This is a genomic window from Paenibacillus sp. FSL R7-269 (assembly GCF_000517865.1).
Taxonomy (GTDB): domain Bacteria; phylum Bacillota; class Bacilli; order Paenibacillales; family Paenibacillaceae; genus Paenibacillus_AQ.
In genome coordinates this window covers 1-20,931 of record NZ_ASPS01000068.1, presented here as the reverse complement: position 1 = coordinate 20,931, position 20,931 = coordinate 1, and the positions used below count along the sequence as shown (strand labels likewise).

The following is a 20,931-nucleotide window of genomic DNA, read 5'->3' as shown; positions in this document are numbered from 1 at the left end:
GGGGAGTGTCGGAGGAATGTTAATTTTATATGTAACCGGAGCTATTGTTGTTGTGATTCTGCTGGCGTTAACCAGTATTGTGACCGCGTATAAAAAGGTTCCGCCCAATCAGGCTATGATCGTATACGGCCTCGGCGGCAAAAGAGTCGTCCAGGGCGGTGGGACGTTCGTCATCCCCGGCTTCCAGAACAATAAAACCATCTCTATGATGCTGATGAGCTTCGATGTTATCCCGGCACAGGCAATGTTTTCCCGCCAGGGCATCAAGCTCAACTTGGAGGCAGTCGCCCAGATTAAGATTAAAAGCGATCCAACCGCTATTCTCACAGCCAGTGAACAGTTCATTGACCGGCCGGAGGAGGACCGTGAGACGATTATTTTGCATTCGGTGGAGGGTCATCTGCGCGGTCTGATCGGCCAGCTCACCGTAGAATCTATCCTGAAGACCCCTGATGAGATCAACAGCAAGATGCGGGAGACCTGCTCGGAGGACCTCGACAAAATGGGGCTGGAGGTGGTCAGCTTCACCATCAAGAAGATTACCGACGACAAAGGGTACATCGATAATATGGGGGTGCCCGAGATTGAGCGTATCCGCCGAGACGCCAGTATTGCCAAGGCCGAAGCCGAACGCGACATACAGATCAAGCAGGCCGAAGCGGAGAAGGAGTCCTCCATTGCCAAAGCCAATGCCCATCAGGCGACCATAGAAGCGGGAACCGCCGCCCGTGCGAAGGAATCCCTGTTCGAGAAGGAGCTGAATATTAAGCAGGCGGACTTCAAGCTGGAGACAGAAGTGAAGAAGGCGCAGGCGGATCTGGCGTACGAATTGCAGCAGAATAAGATCAAGCAGTCACTGGTTACGGAACAGGTGAAAATCACTCAGATGGAGGCCGAAGCCAACCGCACAGTCCGGGAGATCGAGGTCGAGCTTAGACAGCGGGAGCTGGAGGCAACGGTAATCAAGCCTGCCCAGGCGGAGAATCAAGCGACGATTATGAGAGCGGAAGCCGCCAAGCAGCGGCAGATTCTGGAGGCGGAAGCCGAAGCTGCTACGACGACTAAGCGCGGGCTGGCAACAGCAGAAGCTGATCTGGCAAAAGGGAAGGCGAATGCGGAGATCGTCCAGCTCGCCGGAGCGGCGGAAGCGGGAGCGCTGCAGAAGAAGGCTGAAGCCTACAAACAGTTCACTCAAGCGGCCTTGACTGTGGAATTCCTGAAAATCCTGCCCGAGCTGGCTGAGAAAATCGCCTCCCCGCTGGCCAAGGTAGACAAGATTACCGTCATCTCTCAGGATGGGGCTTCCGCAGGCGTGAATAAAATTACCGGCGATATCGCTAAAATCATGGCCCAGGTGCCTGAGCTGACCAAGACACTTACCGGCATGAATGTAACAGAGGCGCTCAGCGGGTTACTTGGCCGGGAGCATGAACAAGAACAGGAGTAGGAGAGGAGAGCAGTAGAGTTAGGCAGTAAGTAGGCAGTGAGTAGGCAGTGAGTAGTTAATAAATCGGCAGCAAAGCCGCCTGCCTGACTGCATCTCTCCACAAAAAAACAGGCGTCAATCTCCAAAAGGAGGCTGACGCCTGTGGTATGTCTTAAGCTGTAGATCAGCGCTGCACCGCTCTCAGGCGGTAAGTGCAGCTTGCGTAATCTCCGCGCAGGTCAGAGACTATCAGGCCCATGCGCATCAGGCGGTCGCCGCCGAGCGGTGTGCCGTCAAAGGCTGTCTGGAACGGACCGGAGCTGTCGCCTCCAGCGGCCGCAGAAGCTTCTGCACCGCCATGGACATGCTCGTTGCTGCCGGCAGCCCCGGTCTCGATGACGTAATCCAGCTCCGGGTTCAGTCCCTTGAGCGTAAGGCGCGAGATTGGCGGATTAGGTCTCGCGAGTACACGGAAGTAAGCGACGAAGGCTTCAGTCTTGTCCCCGCTGACGAACATCCAGGCGGTCTCACCGCTGCCCTCGAACGGACTCAGCAGACGGTACATATCTCCTTGCTGTACCAGTGTGCGGATCTCCTTGTACTGGGCAATCTGCCGGGCGGCCAGGTCCTTCTCGGCTTCGGTGAACTTGGTGAGGTCCAGCTCGTAGCCGAAGTTACCGCTCATCGCCACATCGCCGCGCGTAGCGAAGGAGGTAATGCGGTCTACCTGATGGTTCGGAACGTCAGATACATGCGCGCCCATGCTGCTGGCCGGATAGACGATGCTTGTGCCGTACTGAATCGCCAGGCGTTCCACCGCATCGGTGTTGTCGCTGGTCCAGGTCTGCGGCATGTAGAACAGCATGCCCGGATCGAACCGGCCGCCGCCGCCGGAGCAGCTCTCGAACAGAATGTCAGGGAAGCGCGAGGTCAGGCGTTCCAGCAGATGATACAGGCCGAGCATATAGCGGTGGGCGGTTTCTTTTTGCCGCTCCGGGGCAGCCTTCACCGATGCAATCTCAGTCATATTGCGGTTCATGTCCCACTTGATATAGCGGATCGGTGCACTGGAAAAGACAGCGCTTAGCGTCTCATACAGATAGTCACAGACCTCTGGACGGGAGAGATCCAGGATCAGCTGGTTGCGGCCTTCCGTGCGGCGGCGTCCTTCGGCATGCAGGCACCAGTCCGGGTGCTTGCGGTATAGCTCACTGTCCGGCGAGACCATCTCCGGCTCTACCCATAGACCGAACTGTACGCCTTCCTTATTGACCCGGCCTGCCAGATCCGCCAGACCTTCAGGCAGCTTGCGGCGGTCCTCGAACCAGTCGCCGAGCGAGCTGTTATCCTTGTCGCGTCTGCCGAACCAGCCGTCGTCAAGGACGAATAGCTCAATGCCGAGCGGGCCTGCTGCTTTGGCGATGGTCGCGATTTTGTCCGCATTGAAGTCGAAGTAAGTCGCCTCCCAGTTGTTGACCAGAATCGGGCGGGCCTGATCACGGTGAACACCGCGGCAGAGCCGGGTACGGTACAGCCGGTGATAGGTGCGCGACATGCCGCCGATGCCTTCGCTGGAATAGACAAGCACGGCCTCCGGGGTCTGGAAGGATTGGCCCGGCTCCAGCAGCCAGGAGAAGTCGAACGGATTAATCCCGATGCTTACACGGGTCTGGCCGAACTGCTCCACCTCAGCAGTTGCACTGAAGCTGCCGCTGTAGACGAGGCTGAAGCCATAGACGTCACCCTGATCTTCATCTGCACCCGGGCGCAGCAGCGCGAGGAACGGGTTGACCTGATGGCTGCTTGATCCGCGGCGGCTCTCCAGGGACAGCGCGGCTCCGGGGTTAAGCGGGTGGCGCTGAACATGGCGTTCTCTCGCCCATGCGCCACTCAGGTGTAGTGTGTCATAGGCGGAATCGGCAAAATCCACCGAGGCGCTAAGCGCCTGCTCCAGCCGGAGCGGGGCTTCGCCGTTATGCTCAAAGCGGACAGAGCGGGTAATCGCCTGATGGTCAGCGAACACCGTATAGAGCAGTCTGACCGTCAGACCGGCGTAGTCATCCTTCAAGGTGAGTTCAAGCGTGAGCGCTTCTGCTTCGTTCTCTGTATAGACCGCAGGCAGTCCATCCAGTGCCGGTTTGCCCGGTGTAATTACATAGCCTGCATATTGCAGCTCTGAGATTCGCGTGCCGTCCGCAAGCTGAACCTGATAAGCCGGCCGGCGAAAATCACTCGTACCATACTGCGGATACTCCTGCGGGAGGGCATCCAGCGATAGGGCGGGCTTCTGCGGGAGCGGGGTTGGTGAGAAGGAGGCGCGTTCACGCAGCTCCAGTGCTCCGGCCAGACTGTCATCATGACGGAGCCGTGCACCCCAGTAGACATGGGCAGGGTAACCCTCTACCAGTTGGATGATGTAGCTGGTGTCCTTGGACTGAAGGTGAAACAGCCCTTGCGATTCGTCTGCAAAAATGTTCATGATCATAACACTCCTTGTGTATTGGAATAAGGTCCGGATATCTGGACCAACTTGAGCCTTACTTCTACGGATACCTTGGAAAAACAATCTACGATTGCCGTGCAGCCGGACTGCGTTAATCCGTTGTCCCGCCGCTGGTCTCGCGGACAATCAGCTTCGTGCCGATCATCGTATGCGAAGGGGCTTCGCGTCCTTCGAACCGCTCGGCGAGCAGCTGAACTGCTGCTTTGCCCATCTGCTCGGGATAGGCGCGGACCGTTGTCAGCGGAGGCTGGACATAGGCCGCCATCTCGATATCATCGAAGCCGACGACTGCCATCCCCGCAGGCACCTGTATCCCGTGATCATGCAGGGCGCGCAGGGCGCCGACTGCCAGCGGATCACTGGCAGCGAAGCAGGCCGTAGGCCTCTTTACACCTGACAGCAGCTCGCTCATCATCCGGTAGCCGTCAGCACTGGTCCAGCTTCCCGTGCGGATCAGCGCCGGATCATAACAGCCCTGACTCTGCATGATCCGGGTGTAATGATGCCTGCGGCGCTCTTCCCCGCTGCCGCCTCCAATGAAGGCGATCTCGCGGTGGCCCAGCTCCAGCAGATGGCCCAGCGCCTGATCGACAGCCTGCCGGAAATGCGTGCGCACGGAGTCATATTCCGTGCGCTCGGAGTAATGGTCGACTAGCACGGTGGTGCATGGGTCCTGGTGCAGCTTCGCAAGCTCTCCCGGCTGGAAGCTTCCGCCGACTACAATAAGTCCGTCACCGGCGGAGCGCAGCGGGGCTGGCGAGCTATGTCCGCGCAGCGTCTGGCCCAGCCGGATGCCCAGCTCCTCACAGCGCATCTCCACGCCGCGCCGGATGGAGCCGTAATAAGGGTCGTCCCGTTCCTCTTCGGCTGTACACCAGAGCAGGAGCGAGATCGTCTTACTGCCCAACTCATTCTCCCGCTTCAGCTGCCGTACCCGTGAGGGCTTGTAGCCCAGTTGCCCGGCCACGGTGAATACGCGGCTGCGTGTCTCCTCGCTGACAGCCAGGGACAGGTCATTATTTAGCACTCTGGATACGGTTGCGGCCGATACGCCGGCCTCCCGGGCGATATCTTTAATCGTTGCCAAGCAGATCACGCCTTTTTAGTTAATAAATTTACTAAATTTTCACCTTAATCCTATCATCCCTTAAGGGTTCTTTCAAGCAGATTTTGAAGAGCGCTTACATGGGAAGGGAATTAACTCAGAATCACCGCCGTATCGCCCGCCCCAACATTCTCGCGGACTGGAAAGACCTTATCAGCGGCAGATTACACCATTAAGCAGGCTAGGCGGACTCAGAAGCAGTTAACCAACCCATTACTCCTCATTTATAGCTGCAAATGGAAATATAAGCGCTTCTGAGTCCGCAAACACAAGAAAAGTTGGTTTTTTCGCATAATAGCGTCATCTGAGTCCGCCAGATGCCAAATAAGCCTAAGAGGAGTTTGGAACAAGCTCCAGGTAAGTCTTGCTTTATTGTTCGGCTCTTTCTCTTCGTAAACGAAAGCCACAGCCCGTTATTCCGTTTGTACGCAAACAAAAAGGCTGCCTATAACGGCAGCCTCTCCACTTTTCCACATTATTACTCTATCTCATCCCTATCATTCTGCGGTACGCTCACTGAATAAATGCCCCACAATCAGATCCGCACACTCCTCAGAAGTGTTCACATGCGTGTTCACCTTGAAGCTATACCCGATGTCCCGGGCCATTAGCTTGTGCTGCTCCTCCGACTGGTCTTCACTCCGGTGCTCCCGGGCCAGGTTGCGCTGGCGGCAGATGTCCAGAGGACAGAATACTTCAACAATGGATAACGGGTATCCGCTGAAAATCTCCTTTACCTTCTCATAATGAGGCGCAAGTCCGGGCCGTTCCACGATAATGCCGTCAATCAGCACATGCTTGCCATGATCCGAGAATACTTTCGCAGTGTGGTACATCATGATAATCGCTTCGCTAAGGTACTTCCAGTAATCTTCACGCAGGTAGCGTTCCCCGATCGTTTCTTCAAACAGATCATTCGCTACCACATAAAAGAATTCCGGTGATCTCGCTTGTATGGCTTCGACTATTGAGGTTTTGCCGGAGCTGGTAACTCCGTTTAGAAATACGATTTGTCCTTTGTTCATTTGACTTTTCTTCCTTTCGTCCTTCGTTTAGTTGCTTTCTGTATTCCCTTCAATCTGCTGCATATAATCCCGGGGAGAGAGCCCGGTGACCTTCTTGAACACCTTGCTGAAATAGAAGGCGCTCTCATAGCCGAGCTTCTGGGAGATCTCGTAGATCCGGCCTTCGCCGCGGACCATCATCTCCTTGGCGGCGGTGATTTTGGTCTCTGTGATATACTCAACATAGTTTACTTTGGCGACCTTGGAGAACAGGTGGCTCAGATAGTTGGGGCTGAAGTTGAACACATCCGCCACCTGGTTGAGCGAGAGCTTGGTACCGAGATTTCTTTTGATATACTCCTGGACATTCTTGACCACCTGCTCCTTATAGCTCTGTCTGCGGGTGGCGAGCATCCGGACGCAGCCATCCCGGAACTGGACGAGCCAGCCGATAATCTCCTCAATCGTATGCATCTGGTAGATCGCCCGGTAGCCCTCCGGCTCCTGCTCGAAGATCTGCTCCACCATGTTCTCGCCGTCCGCTAGCAGGGAGGTCGCCATGTACAGAATGTTGCAGGCAGCATCGGTGGCGGGAACGAGCAGGTCGTCCCGTCCGTCGAAGCTCTCGATCATCCGGGAGATAATACTGTGCAGGGCGCGGGTATCCATTTCTTCAAAAGCTCTGCGGATCTCCAGCCGAGACTCTGAGAAATCAAACAGAAGCTGCTCCTGCAGCGGGGCTTCGCCTTCCGTGAAGAAGACGAAGGAGCGCTCCTTCACGGCGGCGGGCAGCGCCTTCCGGGCAGCGAGATAGCTCCCCTGCAGCAAAAACGGATCTTCCGCCGCGAAGCCGATCGCCCCGATAATGGTCACATTGAAATAATTATGCAGCACGGAAGCCATATCCGCCAGCAAATTCTGGATGTCAGGCATCCAGAGCTGCGGATCGGGTCCACCAACCGGCAGAATCAGCGCGAAGTTACGCAGATCCAGACTGGTTACATAGCAGGCGCTAAGCGAAGAGAGCGTATCCTTCGCCATCTGTACCGTGCTTGAGCATAAGGCTACCAGCTTATCCCCGCGCGGCGGGACGGTGTCCGGCCCGAGAATGCGGCAGGTGCAGACCAGATAGGCCGGTGCGGAGAAGTCCACCTCCAGATCCTCCTTTTGCAGCAGATACTGGTTCTTGTTCTCGAACAGACCGCTTAACAGCCGGATGAAGAATTTATCCCGCTGGGCCTGGAGATTGCCGCGGTGGACCAGCTTCGGATAGCTCTCCATGGTCTGGTACTCCTCCAGGATACTAATGGCCCGGCGGATCGATTCGGCCAGCGCCTCCGGGGTCAGCTCCAGCTTCACCAGGTAATCGGTGGCCTGGACCTCAATCGCTCCGCGCGCATACTGGAATTCCTCATAGCTGGTCAGCATGATGAACAGCGGAAGCCGCCCGTACTTGCGGCGGACCGAGCCGGCGACCTCGAGGCCGCTTTTGATCGGCATTTTGATATCGCTGATTACAATGTCCGGGCGGAGGGTGTCGATCATCTCTTCCTCCTGCGCACCGTTGTGGGCGATGCCGACGATTTCAATGTTATATTGCTCCCATTTCAGCATGGACTGGAGTCCGATGCAGACCAGGGCTTCATCATCTGCGATTAATAATTTGATCAAGCTCATCACATCCTTGCTCAGTTTGCAGGGCGCCGGGGGCTATTCTCTCTGCCGCAAGGGCAGCAGCAGCTTCATCCTGGTGTAACGGCCGACCTCGCTCTCAATCGACAAGCCGTACTCCCTGCCAAAAGCAAGCTGCAGCCGCTCGTTCACACTGCGCAGCCCGATATTCTCCAGCATTCCCTTAGCCTCGTCCCCGGGAACGGTTAGGATGGTGGAGATCTGCTCCTCCTTCATCCCGACCCCATTGTCCTCGATCGTGATGAGCAGATCCGCGAAGCCGCTCTTCGTGACCCGGACCACAATATCGCCCCGGCCTTTGGGCTCGATGCCGTGGAAGATCGCATTCTCGACCAGCGGCTGGAGGGTGAAGCGCGGAATAAGCCCGGCGAGCAGCGCTTCCTCTTCAATCTCTGTGACCATGGTAACCGTGCTGCCGTACCGGTATTTCTGAATCAGGAAATAATCATCCAGCAGGCTCAGCTCATCCTTCAGCGGCATCAGCCGCCGGTTATCCTTGGCGATGCTGCGGAGCAGCCGGGACAGGGAGGTCGTCATCTCTGCAATGCCGGTGGCGTTCTGGATCGTAGCCATCCATTTGATCGAATTCAGGGTATTGTACAGGAAATGCGGATTAATCTGGTTCTGGAGCATCCGGTACTCCAGCTCCTGCTTCTGCTTCTCGTCTGCGAGCCGGCTGTCCATGAGGGCCACGATATCCTGGGACAGCCGGTTAATGCCCCGGCCGACATCGCCCAGCTCGCTGTTCCATTCAATACCCGAGTCCAGCAGGAAGTTGCCTTGGGCAATCTTGTCCATGCGTTTCTTCAACTTCTCCACCGGAAGGCTGATTGTGCGGGTCAAATACAGCGTAATGATCGCGCTTAAGACAAGCACGAGCAGACAGACACCGAGCAGGACGAGAATCCATATATTGCTCCGGGGCGCGAACTGGTCGCTGGACAAGGTCTGCGAGAGCATGACACCGCTGCGTACCGGATACGATACCACGATATGGCTTTCCCCATCATTCTGCATTTTCACCATGGACAGCTCGGTACCCGGGCCGACAGGCTTGTCACTGGTATAGGCTACCGGCTCATACGGCTCTTCAATGGCTTTGACCTGATCGCCGGTAAGCTGATAATGATGCTCGCCGAGCGTGAGGAGCAGCCGGGAATGCTCCGGCAGGGCATAGCCCTTCAGCTTGTCCGTAATGACGGAGGTATTCGCGAGCAGGTAGACGGTGCCCATCCGGGTGGCCCCCCGGCCGTAGATCGGGAACACAAAGGGAATTCCGTAGGAATTGGAGAGCGGGTCCTTAATGACCCGGTCCCATTGCTCTTCGGCCTCATTCGTCAGACCGGTGACTTGACCGATATTATGGATCGTTAGCGGAACGGAGGTGCCGAAATTCTCCACCTGCAGGAACTTTCCGCTGTTATCCGTGGCAATCAGGCGGCGTACATAGCTGTAGGAGCGGTTGATCCGCACATCGTCCTGCATCGCGTTGAACACATTCAGCGCCTGCTTGGGGCTGGCCTCCGCCGACCCGAAATATTCGGTAAGCAGGGTGTTCGTAGACGAGTTAGTGCTGCTGGTCATCGCCAGCGTAGTCAGATCAATCAGATCCTGTTCAATAATATGGGAGACGAGCTGGAGGTTGAATTCCGTCGCCTGGATCGTCGTTTTGCGCTGGTAATACGTAATCAGTTCGTAGCTGAACCAGGACAGCAGCGTGGCAATCAGCAGTGCAAAGGCGGTCATGAGCAGAATAATGCGGCTTTTAATAGTAGATTTACGTACCGTGGTGAACACTCCTTCATCTATAACTGGACCTATATAAAGCGTTTTCAACTACCATAGCATATTCCTGCGTTTCATTATAGAGTCAGGGGGAGAAGCTGAGAATTTTACAGGTTTCGGATAAGAAATTACAGGTTCGGGGCAGGCCGTGCGGAGAAAAGCACAGAATAGTGAATGAACTGTGTTTGATTTTGCATCCCCATCGGGTCTGAAAAGGCTTACACTTTGAACTAAGGCCGGATAAGCAAACGTGCCGGCTATGATAGACCATAAGAAGATAAAGGGGATACTTACATGAACTTGAAAAGATTCTACGGCATGACCCTTGCCACTGCGCTCTCCGTGAGCATGCTGGCCGGATGCTCCGGCAATAACAATACGAAAGACGCTGCTGCAACGGCCGCACCTGCTTCGGGCAACGCTGCAACCGCTTCCTCCGAACCAAGCCAGGAGCCGGTAACACTGAAATGGGCGCTGTGGGACTGGGAAGCGACTGCATACTACAAACCGCTGATCGATGCTTACAAGACTGCACATCCGAACGTAACTATTGAGTATGTGGATCTTGGCTCCACCGACTATATGACCATGCTCAGCACACAGCTCTCGGGCGGGGCAGATCTGGATGTCCTGACAATCAAAGACATTCCGGGCTACTCGAACCTTGTGAAGCAGAATCATCTGGAGCCGCTGAAGACCTACATGGGTGACAAATCCATCGATCCTTCGGTATACGGCGGTACGGTCGAGCAAATTGAAGTGAACGGCGAGGTGTATGCGCTTCCGTTCCGCAGTGACTTCTGGCTGATCTACTACAACAAAGCCTTGTTCGACAAAGCAGGTGTAGATTATCCGACCAACGATATGACCTTCGACCAATATGATGAGCTGGCCCGCAAGATGACCTCCGGCAGCGGTTCGGAAAAAGTATACGGTGCCCACTATCACACCTGGCGCAGCGCGGTTCAGCTGTTCGGTATCCTGGACGGCAAGAACACCGTGGTCGGCGGCAACTATGACTTCCTGAAGCCTACCTATGAGCGGATTCTGAAGGAGCAGGAAGATGGCATCGTTATGGATTACGCTACCCTTAAGACCTCCAGCACGCATTACTCCGGCGTATTCTACAACAACTCTGTTGCGATGATGAACATGGGCAGCTGGTTCATTGCCACCCAGATTGAGAAGGTGAAGAGCGGGGAATCCCAGTCGAAGGAATGGGGTATCGTGAAGTATCCTCATCCGGACGGCGTTGAAGCTGGGACGACTCTGGGAACGATTACTTCCCTGGCCGTTAACCAGAAGTCGAAGCATAAGGAAGCAGCTCTTGATTTCATGAACTTCGTAACGGGTGCGGAAGGCGCTAAGGTGATCGCTTCTACCGGTACGATTCCGGCGATTAAGAATGACGAAGTTATCAATTCCATCACCTCCATCGACGGCTTCCCGGCAGATGATAACAGTAAGGCTGCACTGAATACCGTTCAGACTTATCTGGAAATGCCGATTCATGAGAAGAGTGCGGACATTGAGGTTATTCTGAATGAAGCGCATGACAACATCATGACCAAGAACGCTACGATTGACGAAGGCTTGAAGGATATGAATGACCGTGTAGGCCAGCTTTTGAACAATTAAGGTGAACGTGTAACGTTAGTGTCCTGAAGGAAGGGCGGGCGGAGGCCCGCCTTCCATATAAATAGCGGACCTCACAGCACTCACATTAACAGGCATCGATGTAAATCCCACTTTACGGGGATGTTAGATAAGGTTTGGAGGAGAACGAATGCAGAACGAAACCATATTGCGTACAAATAAGAGCCCAAAAAGCCGGTTGTCGCGCGGACTCCGGGATAACCTGGTCGCGTATAGCTTTATTGCGCCGAACTTTATCGGATTTGCCCTGTTCACCCTGGTACCGATGATTTTTGCCTTTATTCTGGCGTTTGTGAAATGGGACGGGGCCAATCCGATGAAGTTCATCGGGCTGGACAACTTCTCCCGGCTGATCTCGGATACCACCTTCCACAAAGCCTTGTGGAATACGATTGTCTACACCATTGGTGTCGTGCCGCTGACCATGATCGTAGCGCTGGCGCTGGCGATTCTGCTCAATCAGAAGATCATGGGCCGTAATTTCATGAGAACGGTCTTCTTCTTCCCTTACGTGGCTTCGCTGGTAGCGGTTGCGGCGGTATGGAACTTCATCTTCAGCCCGACCATGGGTCCGGTGAACAACATCCTGCACCTGATTACCGGCATTCCGCTGGAGGACCTGCCCCGCTGGGCGGCGGATAAGCAGTGGGCGATGTTTACGGTAGTGCTTTTCACCGTGTGGAAAAATATGGGCTACTACATGGTCATCTATCTGGCCGGTCTCCAGGGGATTAACCCGGAGCTGTATGAGGCTGCTGAGCTGGACGGCGCAGGCCCGTGGAGAAGATTCCGCAACGTGACTGTGCCGCAGCTGGCACCAACCACCTTCTTTGTCCTGATGATTCTGGTCATCAACTCGTTCAAGGTCTACGATATCTTCATCAACCTGTTCGCCGGCGCGGATAACCAGCTCAACAATGCTACACGGGTCATGGTCTATCAGATCTACAACACGGCGTTCCGCTCGCTTGATTACGGATATGCCAGTGCCATGGCGATTGTACTCTTTCTGCTGGTACTCGGCATCACCATCGTCCAGTTCCGCGGCGAGAAGAAATACGGACAATAGGGGGATCTATAAGATATGGTTGGTAAAAGTAAAGGACTTAAAATCAGCTTAATGGTGCTTGTATATGCCCTGTTAATTCTGACCGTGCTGGCGATGCTGGTGCCGTATATCTGGATGCTGTCGTCTTCACTCAAGCTGAATAAGGATGTCTTCTCCTTCCCGATGCAGTGGATTCCGGCGAATCCGCGCTGGGAGAATTTCCAGGATATCTGGACCCGGATTCCACTCGGACGCTTCATCTACAATACAGCGAAATTATCCATTATTGTTACGATCCTGCAGCTGCTGACTTCCAGCTTCGCGGCGTATGCTTTCTCCAAGCTGCATTTTAGGGGCAAGAATGTGATCTTCCTGGGATACATCGCGACGATTGCGATTCCTTGGCAGGCTTACATGGTGCCGCAGTTCATTCTGATGCGCTATATGGGCTTGAACAATACCCACCTGGCAATCATTCTGCTGCAAGCCTTCTCGGCCTTCGGGGTGTTCATGATGCGCCAGTTCTATCAAGGGGTGCCGGATGAATTATGTGAAGCCGCCCGGATTGACGGACTGAGCGAATATGGAATTTGGGCGAGAATTATGCTTCCGCTATCCAAACCTGCGCTGTCCACGCTGACTATCTTCACCTTTGTCGCCACCTGGAATGACTTCCTCGGGCCAATGATCTATCTGACCGATACGAAGCTCAAGACCATCCAGATCGGTCTGCGGATGTTCATCTCACAGTACTCCGCGGAATACGGATTAATTATGGCGGCGAGTGTGGTGTCAATCATTCCGGTAGTGATTGTGTTCCTGGCGCTTCAGAAGTACTTTGTGCAGGGCGTTGCTGCTTCGGGAATTAAGGGATAGTGGATTGAGGTTAGTTGAGTAACAGCCTGGCAGTTGCAGCTTTTTGCAGTTTGCCAGGTATTTTTATACCCGAGGAGATGAGATAGTGAATAGAAAGAACCGCGTTAAGAAAAGGCTATTTTCCGTGCTGTTATCGACTGCACTTGTAGCCGGAATGTTCCCTGCACTTGGTATGCCTGTAGCCTCTGCGGCTGCCGCTGATCCGGTCTATGCTGCGGCTTATATGGGCGCGAAGTCGGCAGCAGGGACCACACTGCCAGCCAGTGTCCGTATTGGAGGACAGGAGGCGCCGGTGAGCTGGAATATCGGAGAAGATACCTTCGATGTGCCGTATGATACGGTGGCAGTTACCGGAACTGCAAATGGCGGCCCGGTTACCGCAAGTGTGGAAGTCATTCCGCCAGCGGACAGTCCGCTCGTCTACTTCGTGGACAGCGGCAGAGGAGGCGATTCTTTTGGCTATGGACCGGCTCCCTCACCACTGTATGAAGCGGTCAGAACACTGACTGGCAGTGAACTGCTTAACTCGTCGCCGGACCAGAAATATGTCGCTGGAACCACTGACTGGGGATTCGATGATTCCATCCATAAAGTAAAAAATTCTAAGAATGGCAACCTCACCGATCCCGCCACTGATCCAAGCCTATGGGTGGTAGGACTGCGCGCAGACCCTGCCAGCAACGATATTATCTATAAATTGAAAGCGCTTCAATCCGGAGTATATACCCTTAGCAGCGGTTTCTATGACTGGTACGGCACCCGTGACCGGGCCATTCAGCCACGGCTGGAATATGTGAATACGGCAGGAGTCGCCCAGACGATTTCTTTTACACCGTTCAACACGAACAAGACGAAGTTCATCTCCGGTGAATTTACCGTTCCGGGAGATATTGACACCAGCAGTTCGATGACACTAACCTATGCCAATGTCGGCGGGGAGAAGCCGATCCTTAGCTGGTTCGCTGTTGCCAAGGGCGCGATCAAGCAGAAGTTAGACAATGCCCGCGAGACGGCTGCTTCTACGGTCCGAATTCAGCTGGACGGCAAGGACATCAAGGACGGGAATGTTAACGGGCTGACCTTCAAGGGCTTCGGCGTACTTAGCGGCAACAGTACTAGCGCCCTGCTGATGGACTATAAGTCCGAGCAGCCGGAGGCCTATGCGCAGCTGCTGCAGATTCTGTTCGGGGGCGACCGCCCCTTGATCGACCATGTCAAGATTGAGATGGGCAATGACCGCAATAACTCTACTGGTCCCGACCCTTCAACGATGCGCACGGAAGATGAAGAGGCCAATGTAGCCCGGCACCCCGGCTTCCAGCTTGCGGCCGATGCCAAGGCTGTCAATCCGGCGGTCAAGGTAAGCTTCCTGCGCTGGAATGCTCCGGCTTGGGCTAACAATAACGACAAGATTTATACCTGGTACAAGAAGACCATACTGGCTGCTTACCGCCAGTACGGCTATATGGTGGATTATGTGAATCCCCATATCAATGAGCACGCGCCGGATCTGGCCTGGACGAAGGAGTATGGCGAGAGGGTCAAAGCGGATGCGTCAGACTTCAAGGATGAGCAGGAAAAGGAACTGTATCACAGCATCAAGCTGGTTATTTCCGATGAAGTAGGCATCGGCTCCTTCGGCGATGCGCTGGTGAATGACCTGTCACTGCGGGAAGCTGTGGCCGCTGCCGGGTATCATTACAACACCGATGACGACAGCCAAGGCAATTTCAAGCGGCTGGCGGATGAGTTCGACAAGGAGATCTGGAATAGTGAAGCACAGGCCACCTTCAGTAATTCGGCCTTCCGTCCTCACAATAATATGAAGGACCCTTCTGTGCCCGGGACGGGGATCGGCGGCACCGGCGGACCGCTGGAGATGGGCAATACCATTATTAAGGGCTTTGTGAATTCGCGCCGGACGCATTTCATCTATCAGCCGGCGATCGGCTCCTTCTATGAAGGCGGGCAGTACTCGTTCAAGGAGCTGCTCAGCGCACGCGACCCGTGGTCGGGCTTCATTCATTATGACGCGGGACTGCTGGTCCTGAAGCATTTTGGCGGGTTCGCCAAGACCGGCTGGGAGAACGAAGACAATACGGCAGGAATCTGGCGGGCCGTTCCCCAGGCGAGCTACACCGGAGCAACCGGCACGAACCCCGTAAGCGGGCGCAACGGAACTCCGAGCTATATGACCCTGGCTTCACCTGACAAGCAGGATTTCTCGACGGTGATTATCAATGACAGCGAGGTTGAGAAGATCTACAAGCTTAAGGCTGTCAACATGGCCTATACCGGCAATCCTTCCTTGGAGATATGGGAGACCCGTGCGGCGGAGTCAGGTCATGCTTTTAACAGCAACTATATGAAAGATATTGGAGATGTTCAGGCAGACGGCAGCGGTGTGTATACCATCCGTGTGAAGCCGTTCTCTATTCTCACTGTCACCACGCTGGATAACCGCAATAAGGAAGGGTTCAGCACACCGCTTCCGGTGGAAGGTGAACGCACAGTGCTGGATACCGATGTCACCGGGTCGGTTCAGAATACAGAGGATCAGACGCTATATGCGGATGACTTCAATTATGGCGGCCGGAGTGTTCCTGTGATCGGAGAGGGCGGACAGATCACTGGTGTGCAGAGCTATGTCAGCTCTCGCGGCGGGCCTTACAGCGTCATGCCGCGTTATACGCAGGATCTTAACGGAGCGTTCGAGGGGTATCTGGTCGATGGCACGGATAACTATGTGCTGCGGCAGCAGCTGGACCAGACGACCACCGGAGTAGGAGGGGCCTGGAATGGTGGTGACCCGGTTACTGCTATCGGGGATTACCGCTGGACCAATTATAAGGCGAGTGCCGATGTGTCTTTTGAACAGAATAGCACGTATGGAGGGAACAATTACGCAGCGGTTGGAGCCAGATACCAGGGCGGACCGCAGACGATTAACGGCACCCCTTATGCGCTCAAGTTCTGGTTCGATGGCGGTTGGCAGCTACTGTCCAGCGGGACCGTTGTGGCCAGCGGCAATGCAGCAACCGGCACCGGCGGTGTGAAGATTCCTGATTTCAATACGGCATATGACGTGTGGCATAACATTGCCATTCAGGTAGCTGGTGACACGGTCACTGCATATCTGGATCAGGTGGAGCTTGCCTCCTATACCGATTCGAATGCGAAGCTATCCGGGCGCGTGCAGCTCGCCAGCGGCTTCTATCATGTCCGCTTCGATAATCTGAAGGTAGAGAAAGTAGATGGTCACACCCCTTATTACTCCGAGCAACTGGATAATCTGGAGATGACTGATCTGGCAGAAGTCCCTCGTGCGAAGCTGGTCTATGAAGGCAATTGGGCCCATGAGAATGGAAAAGGCATGTATGTCTATCAGCGTTCTCTCTCTACCAGCCAAGGCGCTGGTGCGGTGCTGAAGTATACTTTTACCGGCACGGGCCTTGATATTCTGGGGCCGAACGACGGATCAGCGAAGCTGGAAGCCGTGGTGGACGGTGAGACGCTGGTAGTCTCGGGCGCTGCGGGCGCAGCGAAGGAGCTGTACCAGACTTTCACGCTCCGTGGACTGAATTACGGTGAGCATACGGTTCAGATCAAAGTGCTGAGCGGAACCCTCGCTGTGGATTCCGTAGCGGTCATTGGCGGGGAAGGCGCAGGCAACCCGGATACAGCGGAGCTTAAGCAGGCGGTGAGTGCTGCTGTTGCGGTCAGCAGGGAAGACGACTACCCGGAGCAAGACTGGAGGATGTTCAAGAATGCCCTGGATACCGCCCAGGCAGCACTGAATGATCCGGTTCTCTACCGGCTGGACCAGGAAGGGGCAACGCAGCTGGCGGAACGTCTGTCTTCTGCCCTTAATCTTCTGCTGTTGGGAGATGTGAGAGAGCTTGCGTCCATTCCAGATAGGGCTACCTACGCAGGTCAAGTGCCGGAGCTTCCGGCCAAGGTAGAGGCCACACTTGCAGACGGTACGACCACACAGGTGGCGGTGAAGTGGAATCTCGATGCGGTCAGCTTTGATACTCCATATGAACGGGTAGCGGTCACCGGCACCTATGGAAGCCTGAAGACCATTGCCTATGTTGAAGTGGTTCCAGCGGGGCTGGTGTACTTCCTGGACATGGGTCTTGCCGGAGATAGCGACACCCCGCCGTATACAGCCATCCGGGATCTCGCAGGCGACAGCCTGCTGAATCACAAGGCGGATCAACTGTCCACAGGGGATACTGTATGGGGACATACGAATACAGGCACAAACTATAGTGTCAAAGGGCTGGGCGGGGATGTAGTCACCACCAATAAAGCCCAGACCGGAGTGTACAGCTCGAATACGAAGAATACGCCGCTGGTCTATAATCTGCCTCTGAGTGCTGGCAAATACACGGTTACTTCCTATCATCTGGACTGGTGGAATAACCTGAACCGGACGATGGATATTACACTCAGCTATCCTGACGCTGAGGGAGAGATTGTGACCGAGACGGTGAAGACAGGCATTGTTGCCGGTGCGGGCGGGGCGGGTGTTCAATACAATTTCACACTGCCGGTCAACGGTACGGTGAAATACTCGGTGAACAATACGTTCAGCCAAGCCTCGCTAATCAGCTATCTGGCTGTAGCAAGAGATAAGACCAGTGTGGACAATGAGCAAGCTGTTGCTGAAGCGAAGAGCATAATTGAAGGAGCGTCTTACAGCGTCAAGAAGGCGCAAGCGAATAGTGAAGAAGCTGTACGGAGCTGGCTGGCGCAGACCATTAGCGGGATGCCGGGCTTCAAGGGCACCGGGGTTACCCTGGGGGACATTACCTTGTCTGCCTTCCAGGCAGCCACTGAGGATACAGAGGGCAGCTTCACTTTCTCGGTAACCCTAAGCAAGGGAGAAGCAGCGGCAGAAGCCACTGCCAGCGGAACAATCACACTGCCGGTAACGGATACGGTTCCGCCGGTTATTACCCTCATCGGCGAGGCGACAGTCAATCTGCCAATCGGTGCAGAATACACCGATGCCGGAGCTACGGCCTATGATGATCAGGACGGAGATATCACTGGCCGTATTACGACAACGGTGACTAGTGAAGTATATGGCTTGACGGAGCTGGATACGTCCAAGGAAGATATCTATACCTTCCATTATAATGTCACTGATAAGGCAGGCAACACAGCTGCTGAGGTAACCAGACGGGTCGTAGTTGCGCTGGACCCGGATGTAACGAAGCCGGTAATTACTCTGCTGGGTGAAGCAACTGTTCAATTGGAAAAGGGTGCAAGCTATGCAGATGCCGGAGCTACAGCGGCGGATGATCGAGACGGTGATATTACAGAGCGTATCGTCGCAACGATTACGCAGGGTGGGGAGACAGTGCCGGCGCTGGACACTTCGGCCTCAGGCAGCTATGTCTATCACTATAATGTGACTGATACAGCAGGCAATGCGGCTGCTGAAGTGACAAGAACGGTCACAGTAAGAGAAGAGGAGCTGCCGCCGGAAGTGAATCCAACCAAGGCGCCAACTCCGGTACCGACAGCAACACCGGCTCCTGCAGAAGTGCCAGTATGGATATCAGCACCGGCTGCAACGCCTTCGCCAACAGTAGCACCATCCCCTTCGCCGCAGAAGGAGAAGGTTCTTACAGCGGCTGATTTCCCGGCACCGGCTGGTGGGGCTATAACCGTTCAGCTTACAGATGCTACAGAATCGGTACTGCTTCCAGCCGGTTTAGCCGGAATTATAGGAGAGAACACCCTGCATCTTGCCTGGCACACATTTACTGTTGATCTGAGTCCGGAAGTGCTGAAGAGCATCCGGGAAAAGACAGCCGGTGCTGGAGGACAGCCAGAGGGAATGGCAATCCGGCTCTCCGCAGTGAAGACAGCGAGAACAGCTGCGGAGCAGCTGATCAATAACCCTGCGCTGAGCGGGTCCGTCCGGTTATCGGCGGCAAGTGATGTGATCCGCTTTGGCCTGGAAACTGTTGCTGCGGATGGAACTGCCGTACCGGTCGCAACGTTCAATGAGCCGTTGACGCTTACCTTCACGGTTGATCCTGGTGCTAACCGCAGCGTACTGGGTATCTACTATATTGCTGCCAATGGTGCCCTTGAATACATGGGCGGCAGGCTGACAGACAGTAAGCTTAGCGCCGGAATAAGTCATTTCAGCCAGTATGCGGTACTCGAATATGACAAGACATTCTCGGATGTCAGCAGCAACAGCTGGGCCAGCGGCGTTATTAAATCTATGGCTGCGAAACATATTATTGAAGGCATCTCCAGCTCCGAGTTCCAGCCGCTAGGGGAAGTCACAAGGGCACAATTCGCCGCGATGATTGCACGTGCGCTTGGGCTGAAGACGGGAAGCCCATCCATATTTGCTGATGTGGACTCGGGGCTGCGGTATGCCGAATCCGTAGCGGCAGTGAATGAGGCGGGCATCGTGCTTGGACGCAGCAAGGACGCCTTCGCTCCGAATGAACTCATTACCCGTGAGGAGATGGCAGTAATGATAGTCCGGGCATATGAACATTTGAAGGGAAGCAAGAGCAGCAGTGAATCAGCTTCCAGTTCGTTCAGTGATCATACCCTGATTCGTGACTGGGCTAAGAATGCTGTAAGCACCGCTGATCAGGCAGGGCTGATCAAGGGACGCGGCAATCAGCAATTTGCGCCGCAGGCGACTATGACCCGCGCCGAGAGCGCACAGGTCATCTTCAATCTGCTGGAGCATATGTAATTTCAAACTAACTATAAAGTAAAAAAGAGCAGCGGTTCTCCGGCTATGGGAGGACCGCTGCTCTGTGTTTAGAGGAATTCATTATCCCTTCACCGCTCCAGCCGTAAGTCCGCTAACAATGTACTTTTGGCAGAAAATATACAGGATTAGCACGGGAAGGGAAGTTAACACCAGGTCTGCGAAGATCAGATTCCAGTCCCGGCTGTACTTGCCGTAGAAATTGTACACTGAGAGCGGCATCGTCCAGTCTGAGCTGTCGGTCAGGAAATAGAGCGGAATGGTAATGTCGTTCCAGACAGACATGAAGACCATAATCGCTACGGTGGCGTTCACTGGGACGATCAGCGGGGTAACGATCTTGAAGAACACATCGAACGTATTAGCCCCCTCCAGAAAAGCGACCTCATCCAATGCCTTCGGAATAGACCTGATGAATCCGCTGTACAGAAACACGCTGAACGCCGTATTCAGCGAGGCGTAGATCAGAATAACGCTGGTGATGCTGCCGTAGAAGCCCATCCACTGCACGACACGGATCGTGGACATCGGGGCAATCAGGCCCAGATGCACATTCGGTCCTTCTCGGCCGCGTTCACAATCAGCCAGTCGCCCATGAACATCATCGCCGTTTCCTTGATTCAGGAATTTGCCTACTGCCATATCGTAGCTGTCGCTGAGAATGTCGTGGTGTAGTCTTTCTTGTAGACCTCATACTGTTTGCTCCAGGAAGGTGGCGAACTCGGGAACATCGGACCACTTTTTGCGGCCGGCATTAATGTCCTCGAACAGGGACGGCCCAGGCTGCTGCTCAGATGGATTCCGTTAACAGATGCAGATGCTGCGAATGCCGGAGCCTTTTCTCCTTCCCGCAATGCGGGGGAGTTGGAGACCAACCGCTACGTCCATGCATTCCGTTTGATAATAACCAAGCCGAACATGATCTCTGTTAGTTAAAAAAATACATTAATTTAAAGGTATTTACAAAATATTCAAAAAAGATTCTTTTCCTGAATCCGTGAAACGAAAAACTGAAAAAGTTAGAAAAACATCCCCCGGTGAAGTAAACTAACGAAAAGGGAAGAATTCCCGTATTT

General features: G+C 54.6%; 10 protein-coding genes and 1 pseudogene. 5 read left to right on the top strand and 6 right to left on the bottom strand.

From position 1 onward, the window contains the following. Window positions 1-16: 16 nt before the first annotated feature. Window positions 17-1,447 carry a flotillin family protein gene (locus C162_RS26735; protein ID WP_036699523.1) on the top strand — a complete coding sequence of 477 codons (1,431 nt, stop codon included), beginning with the start codon at window positions 17-19 and terminating at the stop codon, window positions 1,445-1,447. Between the two features lie 163 nt (window positions 1,448-1,610). Here the strand turns inward: C162_RS26735 and C162_RS26730 are convergent, their stop codons facing one another. From C162_RS26730 to C162_RS26710, 5 genes are all read right to left on the bottom strand, one after another. Then, window positions 1,611-3,905, bottom strand: coding sequence for an alpha-galactosidase (locus C162_RS26730; RefSeq protein WP_036699522.1), 2,295 nt, complete (start codon window positions 3,903-3,905; stop codon window positions 1,611-1,613). A 115-nt stretch (window positions 3,906-4,020) separates the two neighbouring features. Then, complete coding sequence (locus tag C162_RS26725) at window positions 4,021-5,016, bottom strand: LacI family DNA-binding transcriptional regulator (protein WP_036699521.1); 996 nt, start codon at window positions 5,014-5,016, stop codon at window positions 4,021-4,023. A 515-nt stretch (window positions 5,017-5,531) separates the two neighbouring features. After that, window positions 5,532-6,059 carry a phosphotransferase-like protein gene (locus C162_RS26720; RefSeq protein ID WP_036699520.1) on the bottom strand — a complete coding sequence of 176 codons (528 nt, stop codon included), beginning with the start codon at window positions 6,057-6,059 and terminating at the stop codon, window positions 5,532-5,534. A 27-nt stretch (window positions 6,060-6,086) separates the two neighbouring features. Next, the gene (locus C162_RS26715; RefSeq protein WP_036699518.1) at window positions 6,087-7,709 is read right to left on the bottom strand and encodes a response regulator transcription factor; all 1,623 of its coding nucleotides are present in this window, start codon (window positions 7,707-7,709) and stop codon (window positions 6,087-6,089) included. Window positions 7,710-7,748: 39 nt separating this feature from the next. Then, window positions 7,749-9,566, bottom strand: a complete 1,818-nt coding sequence (locus C162_RS26710; RefSeq protein ID WP_235218541.1) for a sensor histidine kinase — start codon at window positions 9,564-9,566, stop codon at window positions 7,749-7,751. A 243-nt stretch (window positions 9,567-9,809) separates the two neighbouring features. Between C162_RS26710 and C162_RS26705 the strand changes: the two genes are divergently transcribed. From C162_RS26705 to C162_RS35645, 4 genes are all read left to right on the top strand, one after another. Continuing rightward, window positions 9,810-11,153, top strand: a complete 1,344-nt coding sequence (locus C162_RS26705; RefSeq protein ID WP_036699515.1) for an ABC transporter substrate-binding protein — start codon at window positions 9,810-9,812, stop codon at window positions 11,151-11,153. Between the two features lie 148 nt (window positions 11,154-11,301). Next, on the top strand, window positions 11,302-12,240 hold the full coding sequence (locus C162_RS26700; protein ID WP_036699514.1) for a carbohydrate ABC transporter permease: 939 nt from the start codon (window positions 11,302-11,304) through the stop codon (window positions 12,238-12,240). 15 nt (window positions 12,241-12,255) lie between these two features. Further along, complete coding sequence (locus C162_RS26695; RefSeq protein ID WP_051493958.1) at window positions 12,256-13,095, top strand: carbohydrate ABC transporter permease; 840 nt, start codon at window positions 12,256-12,258, stop codon at window positions 13,093-13,095. Between the two features lie 85 nt (window positions 13,096-13,180). Continuing rightward, complete coding sequence (locus tag C162_RS35645; RefSeq protein ID WP_084649058.1) at window positions 13,181-19,837, top strand: S-layer homology domain-containing protein; 6,657 nt, start codon at window positions 13,181-13,183, stop codon at window positions 19,835-19,837. An 81-nt stretch (window positions 19,838-19,918) separates the two neighbouring features. Here the strand turns inward: C162_RS35645 and C162_RS26685 are convergent. Then, window positions 19,919-20,401, bottom strand: a pseudogene (locus C162_RS26685) (carbohydrate ABC transporter permease); the annotation flags it as partial. Window positions 20,402-20,931: the final 530 nt, after the last annotated feature.